Origin of the sequence: Brevibacillus sp. 7WMA2, assembly GCF_010748895.1 — a bacterium.
Taxonomy (GTDB): domain Bacteria; phylum Bacillota; class Bacilli; order Brevibacillales; family Brevibacillaceae; genus Brevibacillus_B; species Brevibacillus_B halotolerans.
In genome coordinates this window covers 2,939,717-2,960,104 of record NZ_CP048799.1, presented here as the reverse complement: position 1 = coordinate 2,960,104, position 20,388 = coordinate 2,939,717, and the positions used below count along the sequence as shown (strand labels likewise).

The window sequence follows — 20,388 nt, the reverse complement described above, 5'->3', positions numbered from 1 at the left end:
AATTCAAGAATCCGCCATGGATAAAAAAAGACTGCCGGGATGGATGCCCCAACAGTCTTTTTTGTGGTTATTTATTTTACTTTCGCATGAGCTGAAGGAGCAGATTCACCATAGGTATTCACTGCAGTGATGTAGAAGCTGCCTCCAGGCTCACTTGTGGTTAATACAAAGCTTGGTTCGGATACGGAATCCATCAATTGATAGTTCGTTGTACCATTCATAGCATAGTAAACGTTGTAGGCAACGATGTGATCTTTCGCTGGACCCTTTTTCCAACTGACTTTAATTCCATCTGCTGTTTTAGAAGCACTAACGCCTTGGACTTTACTCGGTGCACTAGTAGCTACTGGCGGGGGCGTTGTTTGGCCGCCATCAGGTGGAGCAATAGGATCTACTTCCGTGCCTGGTTGATTGTGGTCAGGATTTGGCTGTACAGGCGGATTGCTATCACCTGGGATATCCACACCTGCACCTGACGTAGAAGATGCCTGAGACTCGTTACCTGAAAGGTCAACTGCTGTTACATAGTAACCATGGTCACTACGTTTCGCATCAGTGTACGTTGTCGTTTTCGGGTCCTTAACGGTTGCGATTTTTTCAAATCCACCGTTTGCGCTTGCACGATAGATACGATAGCCTAGTACATCCTGCTCTGGGCTGGCATTCCACGTAAGGGTCGTGCCACTACCTGATTTCGCAATAGTAACGCCTGATGGAGCAGAAGGTGTTCCATCTACAGCTACGCGTGGATCTTCTTTTTCCGGCATCCGCTCTGCCCAATCGGCAGGTTTAGTTCCAACCCTGCTATTTTTCGCAGAAATTTGATCAGATGATGGGAGTGGCTCTGGACTCTTAAAGAAGACGCCCTCTGTTACAAAATCATCTGGTGTATTTTCCTGTGCCAGATAGAGAACCTCACCGACTTGAACAACACGAACTTTTTGATGAGAATCGTCCACTTTGGTTGGTACAAATCTTTGATTAAATAAATCGGTAATCACGTGGCCGGTTTGTTTCGATAGCTCACTTGGCAACATGCCGGACTTGCTATCAATTGTTGCGCTGACAATGCCGCTTGGTTTACTAAACTTCGCTGATTTGTCAGCCACTTTGGAATCAATTTTAAAGACCTCTGTCATCACCTTACCCCAAATTTCCATTGGTCGGCGTTGTGCAGAACCAGGAATGGTAGTTGGAACATCATAGCCTGTCCATACACCAAGGGTAACATCAGGTGTGTAGCCTACAAACCAAAGATCGTAGGAATCATTGGTAGTTCCTGTTTTTCCGGCCATATCTACGCCTTTGGGTACATATTTTCGCACAGAAGCACCAGTACCGGAGTTGACAACGGTACGCATCATGTCTGTCATCAGATAGGCGGTCTGTGGACTAAATACTTTAACAGGTGTGACATTGTGTTCATAAATGGTATTTCCACGGCTATCCACGATTTTTTGAATCATGTAGGCATCCACAAAGTTTCCATCGTTGGCAAATGTAGAAAATGCATTGGTAATTTCTTCGCTGTTTAGACCGTAAGCTAGCCCACCAATAACTCCGGTAGCCGCATAATTATCACTATCGACCAGAGTGGTGACACCCATTTTTTTCACATAATTTAAAGCGGTCGGAATTCCGACTTTCAAATACGTTTTAATAGCTGGTACGTTCCAGGATTGACGCAGAGCTTCGCGGGCACTCATCATACCATGGTATTTGCGGTCCCAGTTAAGCGGCAGGTGAGTACCTTTACTTCCATCTGCCAATAGTACAGGTGAATCGTCAATTGGGCTTCCCGGCTGTAAGATACCAAGCTCCAATGCTGGTGCATATGCGGCGATTGGTTTCATAGCTGAACCGGGTTGTCGAGAGGCGGTGGCGTGATTGGTTTGTTCAACGTTAAAGTCGCGGCCACCCATCATGCCGATGATTGCACCTGTTTTGTTATCAATGAGTGTTGCGCCTACTTCTTCTAGAGCGTTTTCGATCTTTTCCTTTTTTCCACCACGTGTCACAGAATAGGTACGATTGCTACCAAAGTTTTTGGGATTAGCAGCGATCTTTTCCATGGCGGTATTAATTTCCTTATGCACAGTCGTGTACACATGATAGCCCTTTTGGAGAATTTGACGTCGTTGCTCCTCTAGGAGCTGACGATATTCATTGCGGCCAATTTGTGATTTATCACGACCTTCGTTTGCTAGCTTTTGGTCCAACAGAACCTCAGCAGTACGTTCCTCAATTTCCATCATAAGGAATGGGTGTTCAGCGTATGCACGCTTTTCTGGTTTGGCGAGATGTGCCTGTAAATTAGTGGAGAGGACCTGTTGTTGTTGAGCAGCTGTTATGTAATTGTTCTCTCTCATCCGTTCTAGCACCATTTTCTGGCGCTCCAGTCCGCGACGATACCCTTCCTTGTTAAAAGGAGAGTAGGCCATAGGACTCTGCGGAAGTCCAGCTAAGTAAGAGGCTTCGGCTAGATCAAGATTGCTTGCATCTTTGCCAAAAATCCCTTTTGCCGCTGCTTGAACGCCATAAATGTTAGAGCCATTGGCGTCCTTACCAAAATAAACGTCATTCATGTAAGCTTCCAAAATTTGATTCTTGCTAAACATTCTTTCGATTCGTATGGCATGAAGAATTTCTTTCGCTTTTCGTTTATGGCTTACTTCAGGTGAGAGGATGGTACGTTTAATCAATTGTTGTGTAAGAGTACTACCACCTGTTATAACACTTTGTTTAGTAAGCTCTTGAATGGTTCCACGTAAGGTAGATTGAATAACTATTCCATTATGTTCATAGAAATACTTGTCCTCTGTGGCAATGATGGCGTTAATGAGCGCGGGTGAAATCTCCGAAATCTTCACCATCCGGCGATCTTCTCCCTTAGCTCGAAGCTGACCGATCAAGGAACCATCTTGATAGTAGGCGAACCCTGTTTGAAACTTGCTAAACAAGAGCTCTTGAATCTCTTCTTTGCTTCGGATCGGCTCATCATTCACAAGAGCGGCTATGTAGCCCGTAGCAACTCCACCTGCGAGAAACAGCCCCATAAATCCTAACAAAAAACAGTATGCAAGAACTACTCGTACAGGGTGCTTCTTTCTGCCGCGCTGCCCTATTTTGCGTCTAGGCCTCTTGGCAGAAGCATCTTTATTCTGCATATACGTCCTTTCCCCCTTAAAAGATCAGCCCCATTATACCATAAGTAAAAATACTGGGGTAGAATCATGTCGAGCCATAGGTAATTTGAGTGTAAAATGACCGATAACCATGAATGAAGGCATTTGTAGGTCAGAATCACATCCATATCTGGCAATGCTAGCTAGCGTATGAAAAATAGAATGATAGAGTAAGCTGAACCTCTCTTTTCCAGCAAATAAGCCCTTCTATACTAGATTTTCCCTGTAAATAAGCTATTGCTACGTAAACGAAAAAACTCTCCCTAATAATTGACGCAAATGTAACGTCAAGGTTTCGAAATACTAGGCTATTCCTCTAAATTTTGATGTTTCTGACTTTATCCTAAGATAGCTGATGACACATAAGAGTCTTTATAAACGCAATAGACCTAGGGGGTGGGAAGCGAGGATTTAATCGAATATTGTCGCGTACAAATAAAAAAGCTCCACACCCAAAGGATGTGAAGCTTGATGTTTCCAAGTAAAGACTAACGGCTGTACCACTCAACGATCAGAGTTTCGTTGATTTCAGCAGGCATTTCAGAACGGTCTGGTAGACGTGTGAAAGTACCTTCTACTTTGTTATCATCGAAAGTGATGAAGTTTGGTACGAAAGTGCGAGCTTCCAAAGATTCTTTTACGATAGCAAGGCCACGAGATTTTTCACGAAGAGTGATAACATCTCCTGGTTGTACGCGGTAAGAAGCGATGTCAACTTTTTTACCATTAACAGTCATGTGACCATGGTTAACCAACTGACGAGCAGCTGGGCGAGTTGCAGCAAAGCCCATGCGGAAAACTACGTTATCAAGGCGGGATTCAAGAAGCTTCATGAAGTTCTCACCCAATACGCCTCTCATTTTTTGAGCGTGTTCGAAAGTGCGACGGAATTGCTTTTCGTTTACACCGAACATATGACGTAGTTTTTGTTTTTCTTGTAACTGAATACCGTACTCAGTCAATTTACGACGGCTTTGACCGTGTTGTCCTGGTGCGTAGTTACGTTTAAGATCTTTTCCTGTTCCATCTAGAGAGATACCTAGACGGCGAGCCAGCTTGTGGCGTGGTCCTGTATAACGAGACATATGCTCATTCTCCTTTAAGTTGGATTCGTAGGTGTTTACTTCCAAAAGGCAAGTTTCATCTTCATACACGAACTTCAGACGGTAGCGTTTCTGCATCGTGCTCCTCTTGAAAAACAGCCGCAGTCAAAAGGCAAAGGGGGTGAAACTAAAAGGCAAACCTCGTATTCCTTTTGTTTTTACCTACAATCAATGCTACCCTATTCAAACATAACTCTTATTTTATATGCTGACTCTAGGTAAAGTCAAGAGATTGTCTAAGAATAACAGCCGGAATCCACTGGGAAAATCAAAGCTTGCGGATGACTAATGCCGAGACTTAGAGGGTTGTAGTGTATAGACGAGAGTCAAGGGATTTGACTTTGACGACTGTTGATTTTTATCACGATGATCCTCTTGTTTCATTCATAATCATAGATTAGTCGAGGATCAGTTATTTCCGTTTCTTTAGAATCTGGTATTTTATAGCTTAAAGTAATAAAAGGGCTTTCTTTAAAAATTTTAGTAGCTTCCTCAGGAGATATTTTCTTTGAATCAGCAGGGAAATTCAAATCTTCACTCCATGTAGAAAAGTAAGATACAATTGTCCCATTAGGGTTGACTGTAACTCTTACAGAATCATCAGGAAAAGGTATTCCGTTTATTTGTCTTTGGTAGGTAAAAATGTATTCTGTAGAGGTAAGTGCTGTTCTGTTATCTGAAAGAGGTGTAGGCTTCAAGGAAATACTTGATAATTTTTTGCCAGCATGTTTACGTAGAAACGCTTCGGCTGCTTGTTGAGCTTGCTCTAGTGAGATAGGTTTCTTGCTTTTATTTGCTAAGAGAGATGGATGTGAAAGAGAATAACTATTTAATTCGCCTGAGTTTGCATTGATTTCGACTAGTAAAAAGAATGGCTTTCTTCGATCAATGTTACCACTATTCTCCCAAGCAAACGTCCAAGTGGGAGATAAATTCATATCTTCATTTAATGTAAAGTAGCTATCGGTTGGAACTGGATTCATGCTGGACCATTCCTTTGCGAACTCAGACGTGATAGCGAGTGCTTGTTCTCTTGTTAATTGGGACTTGCTCACTAGAGGAGCTGTGGGTTGGAGATGCTGTTGGGGTGATTTTGTGTTTGTGTTAGCTTCAACGACTGAGCCTGAAAGTAGCAACATGCCTGATAAGCTAAGTAGGCTTATTGAACGGATCAATGAATGCATAAATAAAATCTCCTAAACCTGCAATGTGTAATGTATGTACATGAAACTGACATATATATAACGGTAACAACAGGGAGGCAATGAGACGAGGAAGTCATGCTGGCGTCGTATAAAGAACTAGAACGAAAGAGGAGTTTTGAGCATTTCAGTGGAATTTAAAAATTAGGAAAAATGTGTTATTGAATTTTGAAGATTCTAGTATCTCGTGATTATATCCATTATAATTAAATTGTACATATTCATGCAAGGAAAGTAGGGTGTCTTACTATCATGGAAACCATCGTATACTTAATCCGACATGGAGAAACGGATTGGAATCATATACAGAAAATACAAGGTCATACGGATACCGATTTAAACGAGCTAGGGTATAAGCAAGCGGAAAAGCTGGCGAATCGTCTTGCTTCAGAAGGCTTTGCTCATGTGTATTCAAGCGATTTAAAACGTGCCTTTGAGACGGCGAAACGTGTAGGAGAACGCCAGCAGATTCCTGTTCCTGTCACGAAAGTACGCGGATTACGTGAGCGTTGCTATGGCGATTGGGAGGGGCGCCACCTTGCTGATGTACAAAAGGATATGCTAAATGTTGAACCACATCAGTCAATCTGCGGGATTGAATCCTATCACGCTATGCAAAAGAGAGCTGATTGTGTTCTAAGCGAAATTATTGAGAAACATCCCGGTCAAAAAATTGCCGTTGTAAGCCACGGTGGTTTGATTAATGCTTTTCTGCATTATATTACTGAAGGTCAGCTTGGTACGGGGATCACTAAAATTGGCAATACGGGAATCACCATTTTGCATGTGGAGAATAAATCGTGGAAAGTTATGGAGATAAGTCGAGTTGACCATCTAGAGGAAACCATAACCGATTAATGATTAATATAGAGGAAGAAGGAATCAGCATTGCGGACACGAACGCAAATAGGAACAGTAGGTAAATTATTTGATAGCGTTGTTCCCTTTTTTCTGCCTTCTTGGCCCATACAAGCACCAGGGCTCCTTTTCTTTGCTACTCCAGAGCGTGGTGTAATCGCTACTTATGAATTGGGAACACTCCCGGCACATTTGCCTCCAACTTTTTTTCAAGATGCTATGGAGGAGCTAGTTAAGCAGGAGGTAACCAAAGCTTGGAAAAAAGGCCAGGTAATTAGTAAGGAGCGAGTTACTTCTGAGTGTGGTGATTACAAATGGCTGTTGCAAGCCTTAGGTCCTCAACCAGATGATATACATGCGATTGCAGGCATTCTTACTTGTGCACAGGAAGCTTTGGTCAATATACGAACCTACGGTGAAATGGTAAAAGGATTATATTCGCTTGGTTATAAAGGGTTTATTCAGCGCATGGCCAGTGAGATCGTAGTGGAAGCGAGCAAATGTAAGGAAGCCACTCCATTTATGAAGACAGTTGTTAACGGTTTACACGCTATGGTGGGAAGGGGGCATTGTTCGCTTATTAAATTGGATGAAAGTGGACATTTATTGCCGCAGGAGCGTTACACAACAGATTCCGCTGTATACGCAGGTTCTAAAATACATCAGGTGTTACATTGCTTTGTATCTAAAAAGGCAGAGGTTTATCAAGAAGATTCCCGCGTTGCGATGTATCCAATTTATGTGGAGGATGAACCGATCGCGGCACTTATTCTTCATGTAGCCGATCAAGAACAGCAATGCTTAGATAAATTGGATATCGAGATGCTTCATTCGACTGGAGAACAGGTCAGCCATCAGTTGCATAGGACTTTACACATGCATGATATCTTACGGGAAACTCAAAAGAAGGAGCTTCTTTATCAACTGACAAAACAAATTCATGCCTCGATTGACGTAAATGACGTACTAGCTGGAGTGCTTGCAAGTATCAAGCAATTATATCCGTATTTTTCAGCGGAACTGTATCTTACTATGGAAATGGAAACAAATCTACCAATCAAGACCTTTTCCTTAAAAAAACAACATAATCAGGTCAGTCAGCAGGCTTATCTGGAAGGAAAGCTAATGATGGGCCAAGAGATCATAGATGAGCAAGCGATTACTTTTGTCGCTGCTCCGTTACATGGGAGACAAGGAATTTATGGGATTCTCCAATTGGCTACCCATGAAATCATTAATTTATCCGCGAAAGAGACCGAATTTATTTCTATTTTAGCGGAAACAGCAGGGAACGCCTTTGAAAACGCTCAGTTGTATCAGCAATCACGCGACATGGTTCGTGAATTGCGCTTAATCAATGAGATGGCCCAGCAGATTAATCGTAGTTTGAACATGATAGATATACTTGAGTTCGTGATTAAGATGCTGCATCGAACGTTTGATGCGAGCTATTCTGCTATCCTGCAAAAAGCATCAGACGGTGAGCGGATGCAAATCATCTCTTCATCCAAGAGCGATCAGATCGGACAATTCGTACCGATTTCGGCTACTCCGATTGCTGAAATTGTAATTGATAAGCGGAAAATTTTGCCTTCTTCCGACAGCTTTACTCATTTACCTCATCAGTTATTTCCCTATCATTCTGTGATGGGGGTTCCTTTGTTGCAAGATTCAGAAGTATCAGGACTCTTACTGGTAGCAGATCATAAGCCTAATTTCTTTACCTATGATGACTATAAATTACTGGAATTATTTGGGCAACACACTAGCTTAGCTATTACTAATGCTCTCTTGCTTAGTGAAGTGGAACGCATGGTTATCACCGATAATTTAACAGGGCTTTTTACACGTAGATACTTAAATGAGAACGTGAAGAAATCCTTACTTGCAGATGAGCAGGGCTCCTTAATTTTAATTGATATTGATTACTTCAAGAGAATTAATGATACCTATGGCCACCTTGTTGGGGACGAGATATTGTATCAGGTAGCTTCTGTTATTAAGAACTGTATTAGGGACAGCGATATTCCAGCAAGATGGGGCGGCGAAGAGATAGCGATTTACCTGCCGCATGTTGATGTGCTGATTGCCAGTAAAATAGCAGAACGCATTCGTATTCGTGTGCAACAGGAAAGTAAACCAAGTGTTACGATTTCCTGCGGCGTTGCTATGTGGAGCAGGGATGTTCAACAAAATCGCTCGGCAGAAGAACTGTTTCACGATGCAGATGTGGCCTTATATAAAGCAAAGCAAGAGGGGCGAAATCAGGTAAGAAAGAGTGAGTCGAGTAAAATATGGTAGGCTATGGGAAAATGCTATCCGTAAAAATCTGGGGGAGATAGGATGTCTGCCGTATCAAAGAATAGATTGTCAAAGGCCGCTACAGAGATAGCAAAGGGAGTGTATCAAATTTCTCTGCCTACTCCATTTACAGTAGGAGATGTGAACGTATATGTAATTGAAGGTCAAGAATGTATCACGCTAGTCGATGTAGGTCCGTTAACAGAAGAGGCGTGGAGTAGTTTAGAGAATGGACTAGCCTCGATTGGATATCGGCTGGAAGACGTGGGGCAAATTGTGCTTACACATCACCATGTGGATCACATTGGACAATTGGAGAAGGTAAAACATCTATCACAAGCAAAGGTATATGCCCACCCTCTGGCAGCACCATATGTTGAACAAGATGAGGAATTCATGCAGTTCCATGATGAATTTTTTATTACTTTGTATAAAGAGTGTGGACTACCAGAGGAATTACTATCTGTTGTGGAAAAATTTCGCAGGATGATGGCCACCTTCCAAGAGAAAAGCAAGGTGGATAAATCTCTTGTTCATGAGCAAGCCCTTCCTCATTTTCCTGAGTGGCAAGTATTATTTACACCAGGACATTCTCAGTCTCATTTATCACTATATCGGGCCTCTGATCAATTATTGGTAGCGGGGGATCATCTGATCTCTTCCATTTCTTCCAATGCATTTATTGAACCACCACGAGATCGTAGCATGACTCGACCGCTAACATTAGTGCAGTACCGGACCGCCTTGGAGATGTGTGCAGGGATGGATATTAAGCTAGTGGTTTCTGGACATGGTGAACCGATCGAGAACAGTCGCGAGCTGATTTTTGAGCGATTGCAGAAGACCTGGGAGCGTACCAATGCGATCCGCCGTTTTTTGCATGATGGTCCAAAGACCGCCTTTGAATTAGCTGTCCTTTTATTTCCGCTGCTCTACCTCAAGGAATTGCCTCTCGTTATTTCTGAAACCTTGGGACATATTGATTTACTAGTGATGGTTCATCAGATACACGTACAAAATAAAGAGGGCGTTCTCTATTATTCACTATAATCCTTCCTTCAGTAAAAGTCCTTTCCTGTTAGACAAAGCGGGTAAGGACTTTTTAGTGAAATGAATCCTCTCCCTCCTATCTTGCGTCTTTCTATGTAGAGAGAGTGAGTAAGGAACTAGTAGTAAGGTAATTTTATACATAGCTTTTATTGTCGAAAGAACAGGGAAGCACCCTTTTTTTGCATGTCGATCTGTACTATAATAAATGAGTTCCTATTCAAGATAGAGAGGTGGATGGATGATCAAAATCATTCTTCCGTTACTCCTACCTTTTACTAGTTCTTTTTTAGTAACGTAGGTGAAACTAGGGAACATATTGGTACAGGAGAATCTGCAAACGTATTGCTCATTATATACACTCTTTTGGCATTTGGGCGATTGTGGTAAGCTGTATTATCGCCGTCCTACTAACCTTCTTTCCGTTTTGTCCCCTTTTTATTGCTTGTAGGTGTAACGGTTCTGATATTTGGCGAGATAGCCAGCTTTTTTATTACATGGCTGTCTACGACTTAGGGGCTACTCTCCGCTTTTTTATGGTTCGGTACCTGATCCTCTTTTGATTGGGCCAAAAAAAGTGAGCCAGCAGCCTTTTTTGCTAGATGTAATCGCTCTTTACGGTTTACAGCATGATTTGGCAAGATATCAACACACCATCTTAGAGGCTACAATGGGACATGATTTTTAGAATTTCACGCTCATACACTACGTTTTTTGCTAAGGACTGCCGCTATAGGTAAGTTCATATGGCTTGGATCTATCGTAGGAAAAAAACGGAGAAGAAGTAGCCGAGGATGATAAAGATGAGAACTGAACAGCATAACACGAAAGAAAGAATACTGGTAGCCGCAGCCTCATTATTTTATTCACAGGGATATGATCGTACTACTGTGCGTCAAATTGCTGAGAAGGCTCAGGTTAACGTTGCTTTAATTTCTTACCATTTTCAAGGCAAGCAGGGAGTTTTGGAAAAGCTGATCAGCCACTACTATGATCATTTTTTCCAAATCGTACAGGAGCAATGGGAGAGGGAAAAGCCGCAGGATTCGATGGGACAGTTAGAAAAGATCGTAAGGTTATTTATTTTTTATCAACATGAACATGCGTTGGTAACTAGGCTAATTCAGCGGGAATTAAGTGTGGAATCCATGCTCGCACGAGAGGTAATGACCGTCTATATACATCAATTGAAGCATTGCTTTGCTACCGTGATAGAAGATGGGATACGGACAGGGGAGTTTCGAGGTGTCGGTGTCGATGCTGTTTTGATGAATCTTTCCAGTATTTTGACCTATCCATACCTGAATCCACAAATTGTCCGTGAAGTATATTATTTAGAACCGGGTTCTGCTGATTTTTGTGAATGGCTTGTCACCTCAAGCGTTCAATTTTTGCGTTCCCTCTTAGTACATACAAGTTGAATGAGAAACAAGTTGGTAAAGGGGTTGTCCAACCGTGAAAAAAAGGCTGTTGTTGTTATGTCTTGCCGGTACTCTTTGCTTTCACAATGTGGCAATGGCGTCTCCATTTCCGAAGAAGACGAGTGACATTGTACAAGACCAAGCAAAGATTTTTAAAAAAGATGAACGAAAAAATCTTGAAGAATCACTTAAACAAACACCAGGTAACTATAAGGTTGTTGTAGTCGAAAGTACAGAGCCAGAAGCAAAGTCTCCTGATGAGTATGCCCAGAAGCTCTATGCTGAGTATAAATTAGAAGAAGATTCCCTTTTGATGGTGTTGGACAAGCAAAAGAAGGATTTAGGTGTTTATGCCGGCCCTAAGCTTGTTCAACAAGGAGCAAAATCCGAGCTATTAAAGGGGAAATTGACCGCTTATTTCGATCCTTGGAAGAACACGGCTAAATTTGATCAGGGTATCTCTCAATTTGCCAAGGAAGTTCAGAGTGAATTGAGTAAATTGCCAAAGCCTGCGGAAACAGCGACTGCGACTGATGCAGATCCAAACATCGAATCTCAGGAAAATACATTGTTGAATTGGCTGCCGTGGTGGGTATTTGTTTTGGCAGGAGCTTTGTTTGTGGGACTCATTTATTTGATGATACTCACGATGCGTCGTCGCACGCTTATGCGTGATATTGATGAACTAGAAGATTGGAAAGATGAATTGCTGGAAAAAATTGAAAAAATAGAAGTGGAAAAAAATAAGCGTCGCGTGTCAGGGGTGACTGAGGAACGCTATGTAGCCCTTGCAGCACGTAAGGAAAAACTGCTTGGAACCAGTATTCCCGATATCGAAATGTTGATTATAGAAGCGGATGAAGCTTGTGATCGTTTCCGTTTTAAAGTAGCCAATAACCTGATTCTTGAAGGCGAAACGATGCTCAATGACATTGAGGATGAACTAGAAGATCTTAAGAATGATACGACTCAGGTTGTACAAGCTAAAAATGAGAATAAGCAAGCGATACCAGAGCTTGAAAAGATGCTAGAACAGGTGGAACGAAAACTGTCTGATGTAAGATTGGAGTATGGCCTTTCCTTCCATGAATTAAAAACCGATTTAGATCGCGTTGGCGACATGAAGGCAACAATTAAATCTGCTATTGCTAGTGGAGATAATGTCAAAGCGGCAGAAGTAGCTTTTGAAGCTCACTCTATTTTAAGAGAAACGAGCGACTTATTAGAACAGCTGCCTACCTATGTCAATCAAGTGCGTACCGAAATGAAAGAAGAGCTGCATCAGCTTGAACAGGATATCGAGACTGCATTAGGTGGTCAGTATGATCTGAACCAAACGGCTTTAGATGAGGAATTGCTACAAGTAAAACAATTGGTGACCGCTGCTGGGAATGCATTAGAAGAGGGCAATTTCCACATGCTGCAAACACATGTAAAAGCATTCGTCTTAAAGGTGGAATCGATTTACAGCAATCTGGAACAAGCCGTGCTTGGAGAAAAAGGGGAGGGGCTTACCGATCAGGCTCAGCCCGTAGAGTCCTCATCTACTCTAACACATGAGGATACCTTCAAAGAGCTTGCAGATGACCATCAAGAAGTCACTGCCGAGAATACAAGGGAAGCTATTCAGGAAAATGCCGAACGAAGCAATGAAGAACCGAGGGAAGAGACAGATCATCCTGCTACTCAACCTTCTGATGCGGCAGATACGACGGTAGCATACCGGGAAGCCGCGGTAAGTGAAACAATGACAGAGGACGCGCCTGCTGCAAAGCAAAGCGCCCCTGCTCCGCAAAGTGATCTGCAAAAGGGCCGTTCTCTTATAAATAGCAGGAAGCGGGGACAAGCGGACGGAGAAGAGCAGCATGAGTATGAATTGGTCATGCCGAAAATTCCTAAACCAATGTCACAGGAATCTGAGAAGCTGGTTAAAATTGAGGAAAGACCATTTATTGAAACAGAAGATGATATTTTGGACGAAATGGAGCGTATCTCAGGCGAATTAATATGTATCCGACAGCGCATTAAGCGTAGTTACTTGCCGGGCGTACCAGATGACTTGAAAACAAAGTTTGACACTGTTGTCGGTCTATTAGGGCAAATTCAGCTACGAATGGAGAATACTCGATATGACATTCGTGAGGTTGCTTATTATCTGGAAGAGGCGCATGAACAGCTAATGGATACACATTACATGGCTGAAAATACTATTGCAGCTTGCCAATCAGCGGAGGGGGCTATTCAATACACGAATCGCTACCGACGCTTAAATCGTCAGGTAAATGAATTGCTAACAAAATCAGAGCAAGCTTTCCGTCAGTTGTATTTTACCGAAGCCTACCAGTTGGCAGAAGAAGCTCGCCTGATTATTGAGGGTGATCATGATGACGATGCAGGCGGGCGCTGGATGCTACGTAAGAAAAAAAGAGGAGAGCGTTAGTCGATGAATGATCCTATGCCGTATGTTTTGCTGGTAGCAGGCGTAGTAGTTGCCATCCAGCCTACAACCAAACGGTGGAAGCGACGCTTGAGCGCTCATTTCGCAGGTAACGAAAAACGCGTGAAGCAACGAGCGAATACGTTTTATCTGTTGGGTGTATCATGTGTGATACTGGGATGCTTTTTGCTACTGCGTACTTTAGTCAGCTAGCAAGAGGAATAGGTTTCACTAGACATAGGTTCGTCATGATAAGGGAAGGCACGTCTTTTTTAAAGGCGTGCTTTTTTTGTTGATGATGTGTAAAAAAAAAGAAGCGTCAACGATCGACGCTTCTAAAGATAAAGATAAAGGGAGTAGAGGTGTGAGAATCAGTAACCAACTACTTTTAGGGGGAGTAGGGTTCTGAGACGCTCTTCTGGGAGGAAGAGCAATTAGTAATATATTCCCCAATAAAACAGATCGTTAAACATGTATTTTAAAAAAATGTACGTCATCTACTATTTGTCTAAAAGTTGAGTAGACTCCCGATAACTAGCTTGATAGGGAGTATTGAGACGCATGTAGGCCTGCTACATAACCAGAAGAAAAGGCGATGGTTATGTTATATCCACCTGTATGTGCATGGACATCAAGAACTTCTCCAGCGAAGAATAGACCAGCAGCTTTTTTAGACTGCATTGTTTTCGGGTCCACTTCCTTAGTATGAATGCCACCGCCTGTAATAAAGGCTTCTTCCAGCGACAGGGTTCCAATGATTGTTAACGGAAATGATTTCAGAAGACGAGCGAAATTTTGCCATTTTTGTTTGTTAAGATGACTGAAGGTGGTTTCTTCTTCTAGCTCTGTTTTCTGCAAAAGAACAGGGATAAGCCTTTCCGGCACATAGCCCTTTAAAGCGTTTTTGATCGCTTTTTTCGGTTGTTCCTCACAAAGCTTCCAAGTTTCCTGGGAAATGATGTCGATTGAACGCCCAGGAAATAAATCAATTGTCAGTTGGAGGGGAACGGCGCCGAATTTACGCTGAGTAACGGATACATAATGTCCTAAACGTAGGACAGCCGGACCAGATACACCGAAATGAGTAAAGATCATATCTCCTTCCTGTGTAGTTACCCTCTTTCCTTTTGGATCAGTAAGGGTTAGTTCGACCTCACGTAAAGAGAGACCCTGTAACGTTTTTTGTTTAATGATCTCATCACTTGCTCGTAATGGTACCTCTGTTGGATATAGGTCAGTAATGGTATGGCCTGCTGCTTTTGCCCACTTATAGCCATCACCGGTGGAGCCTGTTTGAGGAACAGAGCATCCGCCTGCTGCTATAATAACCGCTTTTGTCTTCAGAATCTCTCCGTTCTTTAATTCAACCCCTGTGCAGGCATCTTGTTCATACAGGACACGCTCTACCTCTGCATGCAGACGGATGTGAACTCCCTCCTGTTTTAACTGATTAACAAGAGCGTTGGCTACAGTAATAGCCTTATCTGTCGTTGGAAACATTCGACCACGATCTTCCTCTTTCAAGGAAACCCCTATTCCTTCAAAAAAGAAGATAATATCCTGATTGTTAAATTGGGCAAAGGCACTGTGCATAAAACGACCATTTCCCGGAATTTGTTTAATCAGTTCTTCTAACTCCTTAGCATTCGTGACATTACAGCGTCCGCCACCTGAAATGATCAGTTTGCGTCCTAGTTTTTCACCTTTTTCAAGCAAACAGACACTGGCTCCGTGCTTGGCAGCTGAATAGGCGGCCATAAGCCCCGCGGGACCGCCACCGATAACAATGCAATCAAATCTTTCTTTCTTCATGAAATGTTCATCCTTTTATTTACTGTATAGAGTAATAAGCACATTTTTCTCCATCATTACACAAGATGTGATAAGGAGATATTGACTGGGCAAACTAGATGTAAGTTAGATCAAGTATGCCATTACATTCAAAAAAGCCATTCTACATGGTTTCTACCAGTATTTTTCACAGTGGTACTCTTCAGGCTTCCCTTACTTACATGGTTGCATAAGTCTAACAGGTAGTCGATAATGGAAAAGTATACAGTTGTCTTTACATAGAATACAACAAAAAAGACTCAGTTTGGGAGGATCAAGGTAATGGCCGATCAATTTCAGTTAGATTTATGGAGAAAATTAACAGAAGCGCCTGGTGCTCCGGGATTTGAAGGACCTGTCCGCTCCATTATGAAAGAATATATCTCCTCTTATACAGAAGAAGTCACCTATGATAATATGGGAAGTATTTTTGGAGTGAAGCGCGGGGATGAACAAGGACCTCGTATTATGGTTGCAGGCCATATGGACGAAGTAGGGTTTATGGTAACCCAAATATCCGATAAAGGTTTTATTTCCTTTCAGCCATTAGGTGGTTGGTGGAGTCAGGTATTATTGGCCCAACGAGTTCAAATTATTACAGAAAATGGCCCGATTATCGGGGTAATTAGTTCCATTCCACCACATGTATTAAGTGAAGATATGCGCAATCGCCCAATGGATATAAAGAAAATGTATATTGATATCGGTTGTGATACGAAAGAGGAAGTTCTTAAGGCAGGGGTTAAACCAGGACATCCAATCCTGCCGATTTGCCCCTTTACCCAAATGGCTGACCCGAAAAAATTCATGGCAAAAGCTTGGGATAACCGTTATGGATGCGCCCTTTCATTAGAATTACTAAAAGAATTGCACGAAAATCCACAGCATCCTAACGTTATCTATGCAGGTGCTACCGTACAGGAAGAAGTCGGTTTACGTGGTGCAAAGACAGCGGCTCACATGATTGACCCTGACATGTTTATTGCATTAGATGCTAGCCCGGCTGGCGACATTCCTGGTGTGACAGATGGCATGGGTAAATTGGGGGATGGCTTACTATTACGTATTTTGGATCGTACAATGATTATGCAGCCAGGCTTACGTGATTTGTTAATTGATACATGCGAAGAACTAGGGATCAAATACCAATACTTTATTAGTCAAGGTGGGACTGATGCAGGGGCTGTCCATATGCATGGTAAAGGTGTTCCTTCAGTAGTTATTGGTATTCCGTCTCGTTACATTCATAGCCATGCATCCATCATGCATGAAGATGATTATCAAAATGCGAAAAAGCTATTGTTTGCTCTGGTTAAAAAGTTGGATTGGGCTACGCTTGAGGCTACTCGTCGCCGATAAGCGTATGTGAAAGGAAGCGTGATTTTCAATGAATGCCATCAAATTTTATCGCCATGAAACGGCTACAGATGCCGTACTGGAATATAATTTTTATGACCATAAATTTGCTCCAACGAATTTAGTGGTACGTAAGGTATTGATGGCTATGCTTCATTCTGTCCAAAATCGTCTTACTGATTTAGAGGTGGAGTATAACGACAATATGCTGGTGGAAAAAGTAGGGGGAAATGCAGCGAGGATTCTTACACTGCTGGGAGCTTCTACGGAAAATGTACAGAATAATTATCGGGGTGAAACGGTTGTAAGCCGCACTTTTACGGCAAAGATGACGCCTGAACGCTTTCAATATTTTTATGAACTAAAAGATGTTGGTGAGTTATCGCGGTTTGCTCTAAAAGAACAGGAATTAGATCGCATTGTCTCATATTTTAATCAATATTTGTTAGTAGTGATACCTCTTGAGGAGGAAAAACAATTTTTTGAACTGCTTCGGGCCATGCACGTTCCTTACCAGATTCAAGCAGTTCAGAAGTAGGCTGAAGATGTATTTCGTTACAGAAAGTATTGAATGCACAGCGCAGTATAATCTATGAATCAACTACAAGCTTTATGAGCATCCCTTTTTATTCTGTAGGAGTATTACAGGACAAAGAGGGGTGCTTTTTTGGCTGACATGCTAACAATTCAACTACGTACGAAGCAGGAAAGCCTCCATAGAAAATTAGAGGCTCATTCCATCAAGAAAAGTATCTTTCCTCATATAAAAAGGCTTCCACCTGCCTTACTACTTAGCAAGTGAAAGCCACTCAGAATTATGTGGAAGGACGATCTGGTCCTTCTAATTTTTTGTCACCAAAGCCCGGACGATCGTCTTGGGTTTTCTTTGGCTGTGTATTTGTTTCACTGCGTTCATTGGAGTTATTGGAAAAGCGTTTTTTATCCATATTCATCTTCTTATCATTCCTTTCAAGGTCTTATTATTCCCAAAACAAAAACCTGTACTCAGGCTTATATCTTTTGTATTCCTCAAGTATTGACTCATGAGCTTCATTTTCCATATGAAACAATAAAGAGCAAAACGGTGCTTTATCAAGAAGATTGGCTCCTTGCTGCTTATGATCATCTGTAGAAGAATTCATCGCGCACGCTCCTTTTTAGGGTGTAGAGAAGAGGAAGATTCTTTATTTTTATGACGGGCGTTAGCATAGATAGCAAAAGCGGTCAGAATGGCAACAGAAATTAATGTAATGATGCCGTACATATACCATGGTCGCATACTGCCTACGCCGCCAAGCGACTCAATCATATAGCCACCAAGCGCATTACCTAAAGCACCGCTAATCCCTGTGACTACATTGCCGATCCCATAATAAGCTCCCAATAAAGGAGGCTTAGCAAAATGCCCAACTAAACTGTCGAATACAGGTACAGCCAGCATTTCACCAATAATAAACACAACGGCTGCTGCACTAAACGTCCAAAACTGATGAGTAAAGCCCATCGCGAATAGGCCAGCACCAAGGAACAAGGTACCACTGACCATTGCCCAATAAGGACTAATTTTTTCTAAGATATAACGGGCAATAACACCTTGAAATAGAACCACAAAGGTTGAATTAATCGTCCATATCAAGCCTACCTTGGCACCTGTCCCCATAATATGTTGTCCGCGTAATGGAACAACAAGCGGAAATTGAGCATATAACCCCCAAACCAGCAAAGATACCAGACAGAAAAACAAAAAGCTACGATGACCCAATAAACCTTTATACTGACTCCATGATAAGGAATCCTTTTTCGTTTTCTCCTGACGGGCTTTAGGTAAAGCAAATAGAAGAAAAAAGGTCAACAGAATATAAACACCTGCTGCATAAATGAACACAATTCGATTCGTACTTAATGCAAGTAACGTAATCGTAAGACCCCCAATAATAATACCAATGTTGGCCGCGATTCCACGCCAGGAAAATGCAGTTGTTCGATCTTCTTGTCCTACTACATCAGCTATCTTTGCTTTTATGGCAGGGGCTACTAACCCCATACCACTGCCATTAACGGCTGAAAATACCATAAAAAGCAGAAAGGTTTGGCTTACACTAAAACCAAACATAGCACCTGCTTGAATGGCTGCTCCACTTACCATGACAAGCTTACGTGACACACGATCAGATAAAAATCCACCAACGAGACTTCCGATTTGGTACATTAAGCTAGCGATAGCAAGAATGAAACCAATTTGACTTGCATGCAAATGGCGTGCCTTTTCCAAAAAGATAGGAAAAATAGGGGTCACCAGAAAGATTGCAATATGCATAAAAAGAGCTGCAATCAACAGAAAGAGAAATGTGCGGTTACCAAGTAAGTGGCGTGCGGTGGCCAAGGTATTGTCCCTCCTCTCTCTTCTGATGTCAGACTTAGTATGTGAAAAGAGGGACGCCCTTTATTCGTAGCCCAAAATGCATGAAACTGGGCAGATGCCTAGAGACTTTTTGTAAACCGTGACATATCCCTATAAAAAGAGGCTAGTAGGAGGGAATTTTATGGGGAGTATTTTTAAATTAGGTGGTCTTGAGATGGTCATTGGAATCATCGTTGTCGTCTTTCTTATCTCCATCGTGTTGGATGATGGATTTGAATAAATAAAAGAGAGAGGTTTTATAAGCTTTCCTTTAGCGACAATCATATTTGGCTCTATTCGCGCGTAGGGTAGAGCATACGCAAAATTGGTACAAGTATGAAGCACAAGGAGCGTGAGAAAAGTGGCTCAAGTCATTTTAACGTTTTGTGTTGCTTATGGAATCGTGATTGGGGGATCAATACTAGGAGGCATGGGTGCTTTTTTTAGTGATCGAGCTCCGTTACTTGTCATGTCAGATCTAGCAATCCAGCTCAAAATTATGGGGCTGGTGGGAGCCCTTGGAGGAACATTTGACTCATTTTTACAAATTGAAAAATTATTTGTCGGCAATTTCTCACCTGTTTTAAAACAGCTCATTTATATTTTTGCAGCGTTTATCGGAGCGCATCTCGGAACGATTTCGATGCTATGGCTGACGCAGGGGAAAGCTTCATGACAACTCTACAAGAGGAGCGATTACCTAAAGTACGTCGATATCTTCGGTATATCAGCTTGTTTATTTTAGGAGGTGTCGCAGGAGGAGCGATATTTCTATTTTTATTTATTCAAAGAATGGAAGATCTAATGCTGGAGAACAAAAATTTATATGTATTAAATGATCGTCTCCAAAACGAAATGGATAATCTTAACGAGCTGCATAAAGTAGCACGAAAAAAGCAGAATGTCGTGATTGAAGATGTTGAGATCACCTTTTTAGGACAACGCCCGAACACCTTTGTCGAAGAAGAATTAAAGCATAGCCTAGAAAAAGACTTGGCCCAATTGAAAAGGAAAAAAGTGGAGCAAGTAGGCGAAATGCATGAAATATTGCATGAATTACTGCAAAAAAAAGAGTACATTATCCAAGGAAAGGTCATAGAGGTAAATATAAAAACCCTCGTTATTTCACGGGTTTTGCACTTATATGTAGTGGCTAAAGAGCAACCAAAAACAATCGGATAGCTTGTGTATGGCTGTAAGAGAAAAATGCAACAAAACCCCAGCTTGTTCGTATATAGTTATAACAA

17 protein-coding genes are annotated in these 20,388 nt (G+C 42.0%); 10 read left to right on the top strand and 7 right to left on the bottom strand.

Features of this window, described 5'->3' with window-relative positions; all coding sequences use genetic code 11:
- Positions 1–71: 71 nt before the first annotated feature.
- From GOP56_RS12175 to GOP56_RS12165, 3 genes are all read right to left on the bottom strand, one after another.
- Positions 72–3,167 carry a penicillin-binding protein 1A gene (locus tag GOP56_RS12175; RefSeq protein ID WP_163245724.1) on the bottom strand — a complete coding sequence of 1,032 codons (3,096 nt, stop codon included), beginning with the start codon at positions 3,165–3,167 and terminating at the stop codon, positions 72–74.
- Positions 3,168–3,673: 506 nt separating this feature from the next.
- Positions 3,674–4,270 (bottom strand): 30S ribosomal protein S4, encoded by a 597-nt coding sequence (rpsD, locus tag GOP56_RS12170; RefSeq protein WP_031309519.1) that lies wholly within the window; start codon positions 4,268–4,270, stop codon positions 3,674–3,676.
- Positions 4,271–4,668: 398 nt separating this feature from the next.
- Positions 4,669–5,472: a YcdB/YcdC domain-containing protein gene (locus GOP56_RS12165; protein ID WP_254068410.1), complete on the bottom strand. Its 804-nt coding sequence runs from the start codon at positions 5,470–5,472 to the stop codon at positions 4,669–4,671.
- A 270-nt stretch (positions 5,473–5,742) separates the two neighbouring features.
- Between GOP56_RS12165 and GOP56_RS12160 the strand changes: the two genes are divergently transcribed.
- The 6 genes from GOP56_RS12160 to GOP56_RS12135 all read left to right on the top strand — a co-directional run bounded on the left by GOP56_RS12160 (position 5,743) and on the right by GOP56_RS12135 (position 13,767).
- The gene (locus tag GOP56_RS12160; RefSeq protein ID WP_163245723.1) at positions 5,743–6,348 is read left to right on the top strand and encodes a histidine phosphatase family protein; all 606 of its coding nucleotides are present in this window, start codon (positions 5,743–5,745) and stop codon (positions 6,346–6,348) included.
- A gap of 30 nt (positions 6,349–6,378) precedes the next feature.
- Positions 6,379–8,649, top strand: coding sequence for a sensor domain-containing diguanylate cyclase (locus GOP56_RS12155; RefSeq protein ID WP_163245722.1), 2,271 nt, complete (start codon positions 6,379–6,381; stop codon positions 8,647–8,649).
- A 42-nt stretch (positions 8,650–8,691) separates the two neighbouring features.
- Complete coding sequence (locus GOP56_RS12150; RefSeq protein WP_163245721.1) at positions 8,692–9,699, top strand: MBL fold metallo-hydrolase; 1,008 nt, start codon at positions 8,692–8,694, stop codon at positions 9,697–9,699.
- Between the two features lie 800 nt (positions 9,700–10,499).
- Positions 10,500–11,117 (top strand): forespore capture DNA-binding protein RefZ, encoded by a 618-nt coding sequence (gene refZ / locus GOP56_RS12145; protein WP_003334851.1) that lies wholly within the window; start codon positions 10,500–10,502, stop codon positions 11,115–11,117.
- A 34-nt stretch (positions 11,118–11,151) separates the two neighbouring features.
- On the top strand, positions 11,152–13,557 hold the full coding sequence (locus GOP56_RS12140; RefSeq protein WP_163245720.1) for a septation ring formation regulator EzrA: 2,406 nt from the start codon (positions 11,152–11,154) through the stop codon (positions 13,555–13,557).
- A gap of 3 nt (positions 13,558–13,560) precedes the next feature.
- Positions 13,561–13,767, top strand: coding sequence for a hypothetical protein (locus GOP56_RS12135; RefSeq protein ID WP_003334853.1), 207 nt, complete (start codon positions 13,561–13,563; stop codon positions 13,765–13,767).
- 321 nt (positions 13,768–14,088) lie between these two features.
- Here the strand turns inward: GOP56_RS12135 and GOP56_RS12130 are convergent, their stop codons facing one another.
- Positions 14,089–15,366: a BaiN/RdsA family NAD(P)/FAD-dependent oxidoreductase gene (locus GOP56_RS12130; protein ID WP_163245719.1), complete on the bottom strand. Its 1,278-nt coding sequence runs from the start codon at positions 15,364–15,366 to the stop codon at positions 14,089–14,091.
- A gap of 300 nt (positions 15,367–15,666) precedes the next feature.
- Between GOP56_RS12130 and GOP56_RS12125 the strand changes: the two genes are divergently transcribed.
- Both GOP56_RS12125 and GOP56_RS12120 read left to right on the top strand, forming a co-directional pair.
- Positions 15,667–16,743, top strand: a complete 1,077-nt coding sequence (locus tag GOP56_RS12125) for a M42 family metallopeptidase (protein WP_163245718.1) — start codon at positions 15,667–15,669, stop codon at positions 16,741–16,743.
- 28 nt (positions 16,744–16,771) lie between these two features.
- Positions 16,772–17,278, top strand: coding sequence for a hypothetical protein (locus GOP56_RS12120; RefSeq protein WP_003334857.1), 507 nt, complete (start codon positions 16,772–16,774; stop codon positions 17,276–17,278).
- A 277-nt stretch (positions 17,279–17,555) separates the two neighbouring features.
- Here GOP56_RS12120 and GOP56_RS23420 read toward each other — a convergent pair whose 3' ends face one another.
- The 3 genes from GOP56_RS23420 to GOP56_RS12115 are packed head-to-tail and all read right to left on the bottom strand — an operon-like array spanning position 17,556 to position 19,123.
- Entirely contained in the window at positions 17,556–17,693 is a 138-nt protein-coding gene (locus GOP56_RS23420; RefSeq protein WP_003334859.1) for a hypothetical protein, read from the bottom strand.
- 27 nt (positions 17,694–17,720) lie between these two features.
- Positions 17,721–17,882, bottom strand: a complete 162-nt coding sequence (locus tag GOP56_RS23415; protein WP_022584925.1) for a hypothetical protein — start codon at positions 17,880–17,882, stop codon at positions 17,721–17,723.
- Positions 17,879–19,123 (bottom strand): MFS transporter, encoded by a 1,245-nt coding sequence (locus tag GOP56_RS12115; RefSeq protein WP_003334862.1) that lies wholly within the window; start codon positions 19,121–19,123, stop codon positions 17,879–17,881. The genes GOP56_RS23415 and GOP56_RS12115 overlap by 4 nt, the downstream gene beginning before the upstream one ends.
- Positions 19,124–19,502: 379 nt before the next feature.
- On the opposite strand from GOP56_RS12115, the gene GOP56_RS12110 reads away from it, so the two are divergent.
- Entirely contained in the window at positions 19,503–19,817 is a 315-nt protein-coding gene (locus GOP56_RS12110; RefSeq protein WP_003334864.1) for a YtrH family sporulation protein, read from the top strand.
- On the top strand, positions 19,814–20,323 hold the full coding sequence (locus GOP56_RS12105; RefSeq protein ID WP_003334865.1) for a sporulation membrane protein YtrI: 510 nt from the start codon (positions 19,814–19,816) through the stop codon (positions 20,321–20,323). Before GOP56_RS12110 ends, GOP56_RS12105 begins: the two co-directional genes overlap by 4 nt.
- Positions 20,324–20,388: the final 65 nt, after the last annotated feature.

Coding starts and splice junctions, on each gene's coding strand:
- GOP56_RS12175 (WP_163245724.1), bottom strand. CDS start 3,167: ATGCAGAATAAAGATGCTTCTGCCAAGAGGCCTAGACGCAAAATAGGG.
- rpsD (WP_031309519.1), bottom strand. CDS start 4,270: ATGTCTCGTTATACAGGACCACGCCACAAGCTGGCTCGCCGTCTAGGT.
- GOP56_RS12165 (WP_254068410.1), bottom strand. CDS start 5,472: ATGCATTCATTGATCCGTTCAATAAGCCTACTTAGCTTATCAGGCATG.
- GOP56_RS12160 (WP_163245723.1), top strand. CDS start 5,743: ATGGAAACCATCGTATACTTAATCCGACATGGAGAAACGGATTGGAAT.
- GOP56_RS12150 (WP_163245721.1), top strand. CDS start 8,692: ATGTCTGCCGTATCAAAGAATAGATTGTCAAAGGCCGCTACAGAGATA.
- refZ (WP_003334851.1), top strand. CDS start 10,500: ATGAGAACTGAACAGCATAACACGAAAGAAAGAATACTGGTAGCCGCA.
- GOP56_RS12135 (WP_003334853.1), top strand. CDS start 13,561: ATGAATGATCCTATGCCGTATGTTTTGCTGGTAGCAGGCGTAGTAGTT.
- GOP56_RS12130 (WP_163245719.1), bottom strand. CDS start 15,366: ATGAAGAAAGAAAGATTTGATTGCATTGTTATCGGTGGCGGTCCCGCG.
- GOP56_RS12125 (WP_163245718.1), top strand. CDS start 15,667: ATGGCCGATCAATTTCAGTTAGATTTATGGAGAAAATTAACAGAAGCG.
- GOP56_RS12120 (WP_003334857.1), top strand. CDS start 16,772: ATGAATGCCATCAAATTTTATCGCCATGAAACGGCTACAGATGCCGTA.
- GOP56_RS23420 (WP_003334859.1), bottom strand. CDS start 17,693: ATGAATATGGATAAAAAACGCTTTTCCAATAACTCCAATGAACGCAGT.
- GOP56_RS23415 (WP_022584925.1), bottom strand. CDS start 17,882: ATGAATTCTTCTACAGATGATCATAAGCAGCAAGGAGCCAATCTTCTT.
- GOP56_RS12105 (WP_003334865.1), top strand. CDS start 19,814: ATGACAACTCTACAAGAGGAGCGATTACCTAAAGTACGTCGATATCTT.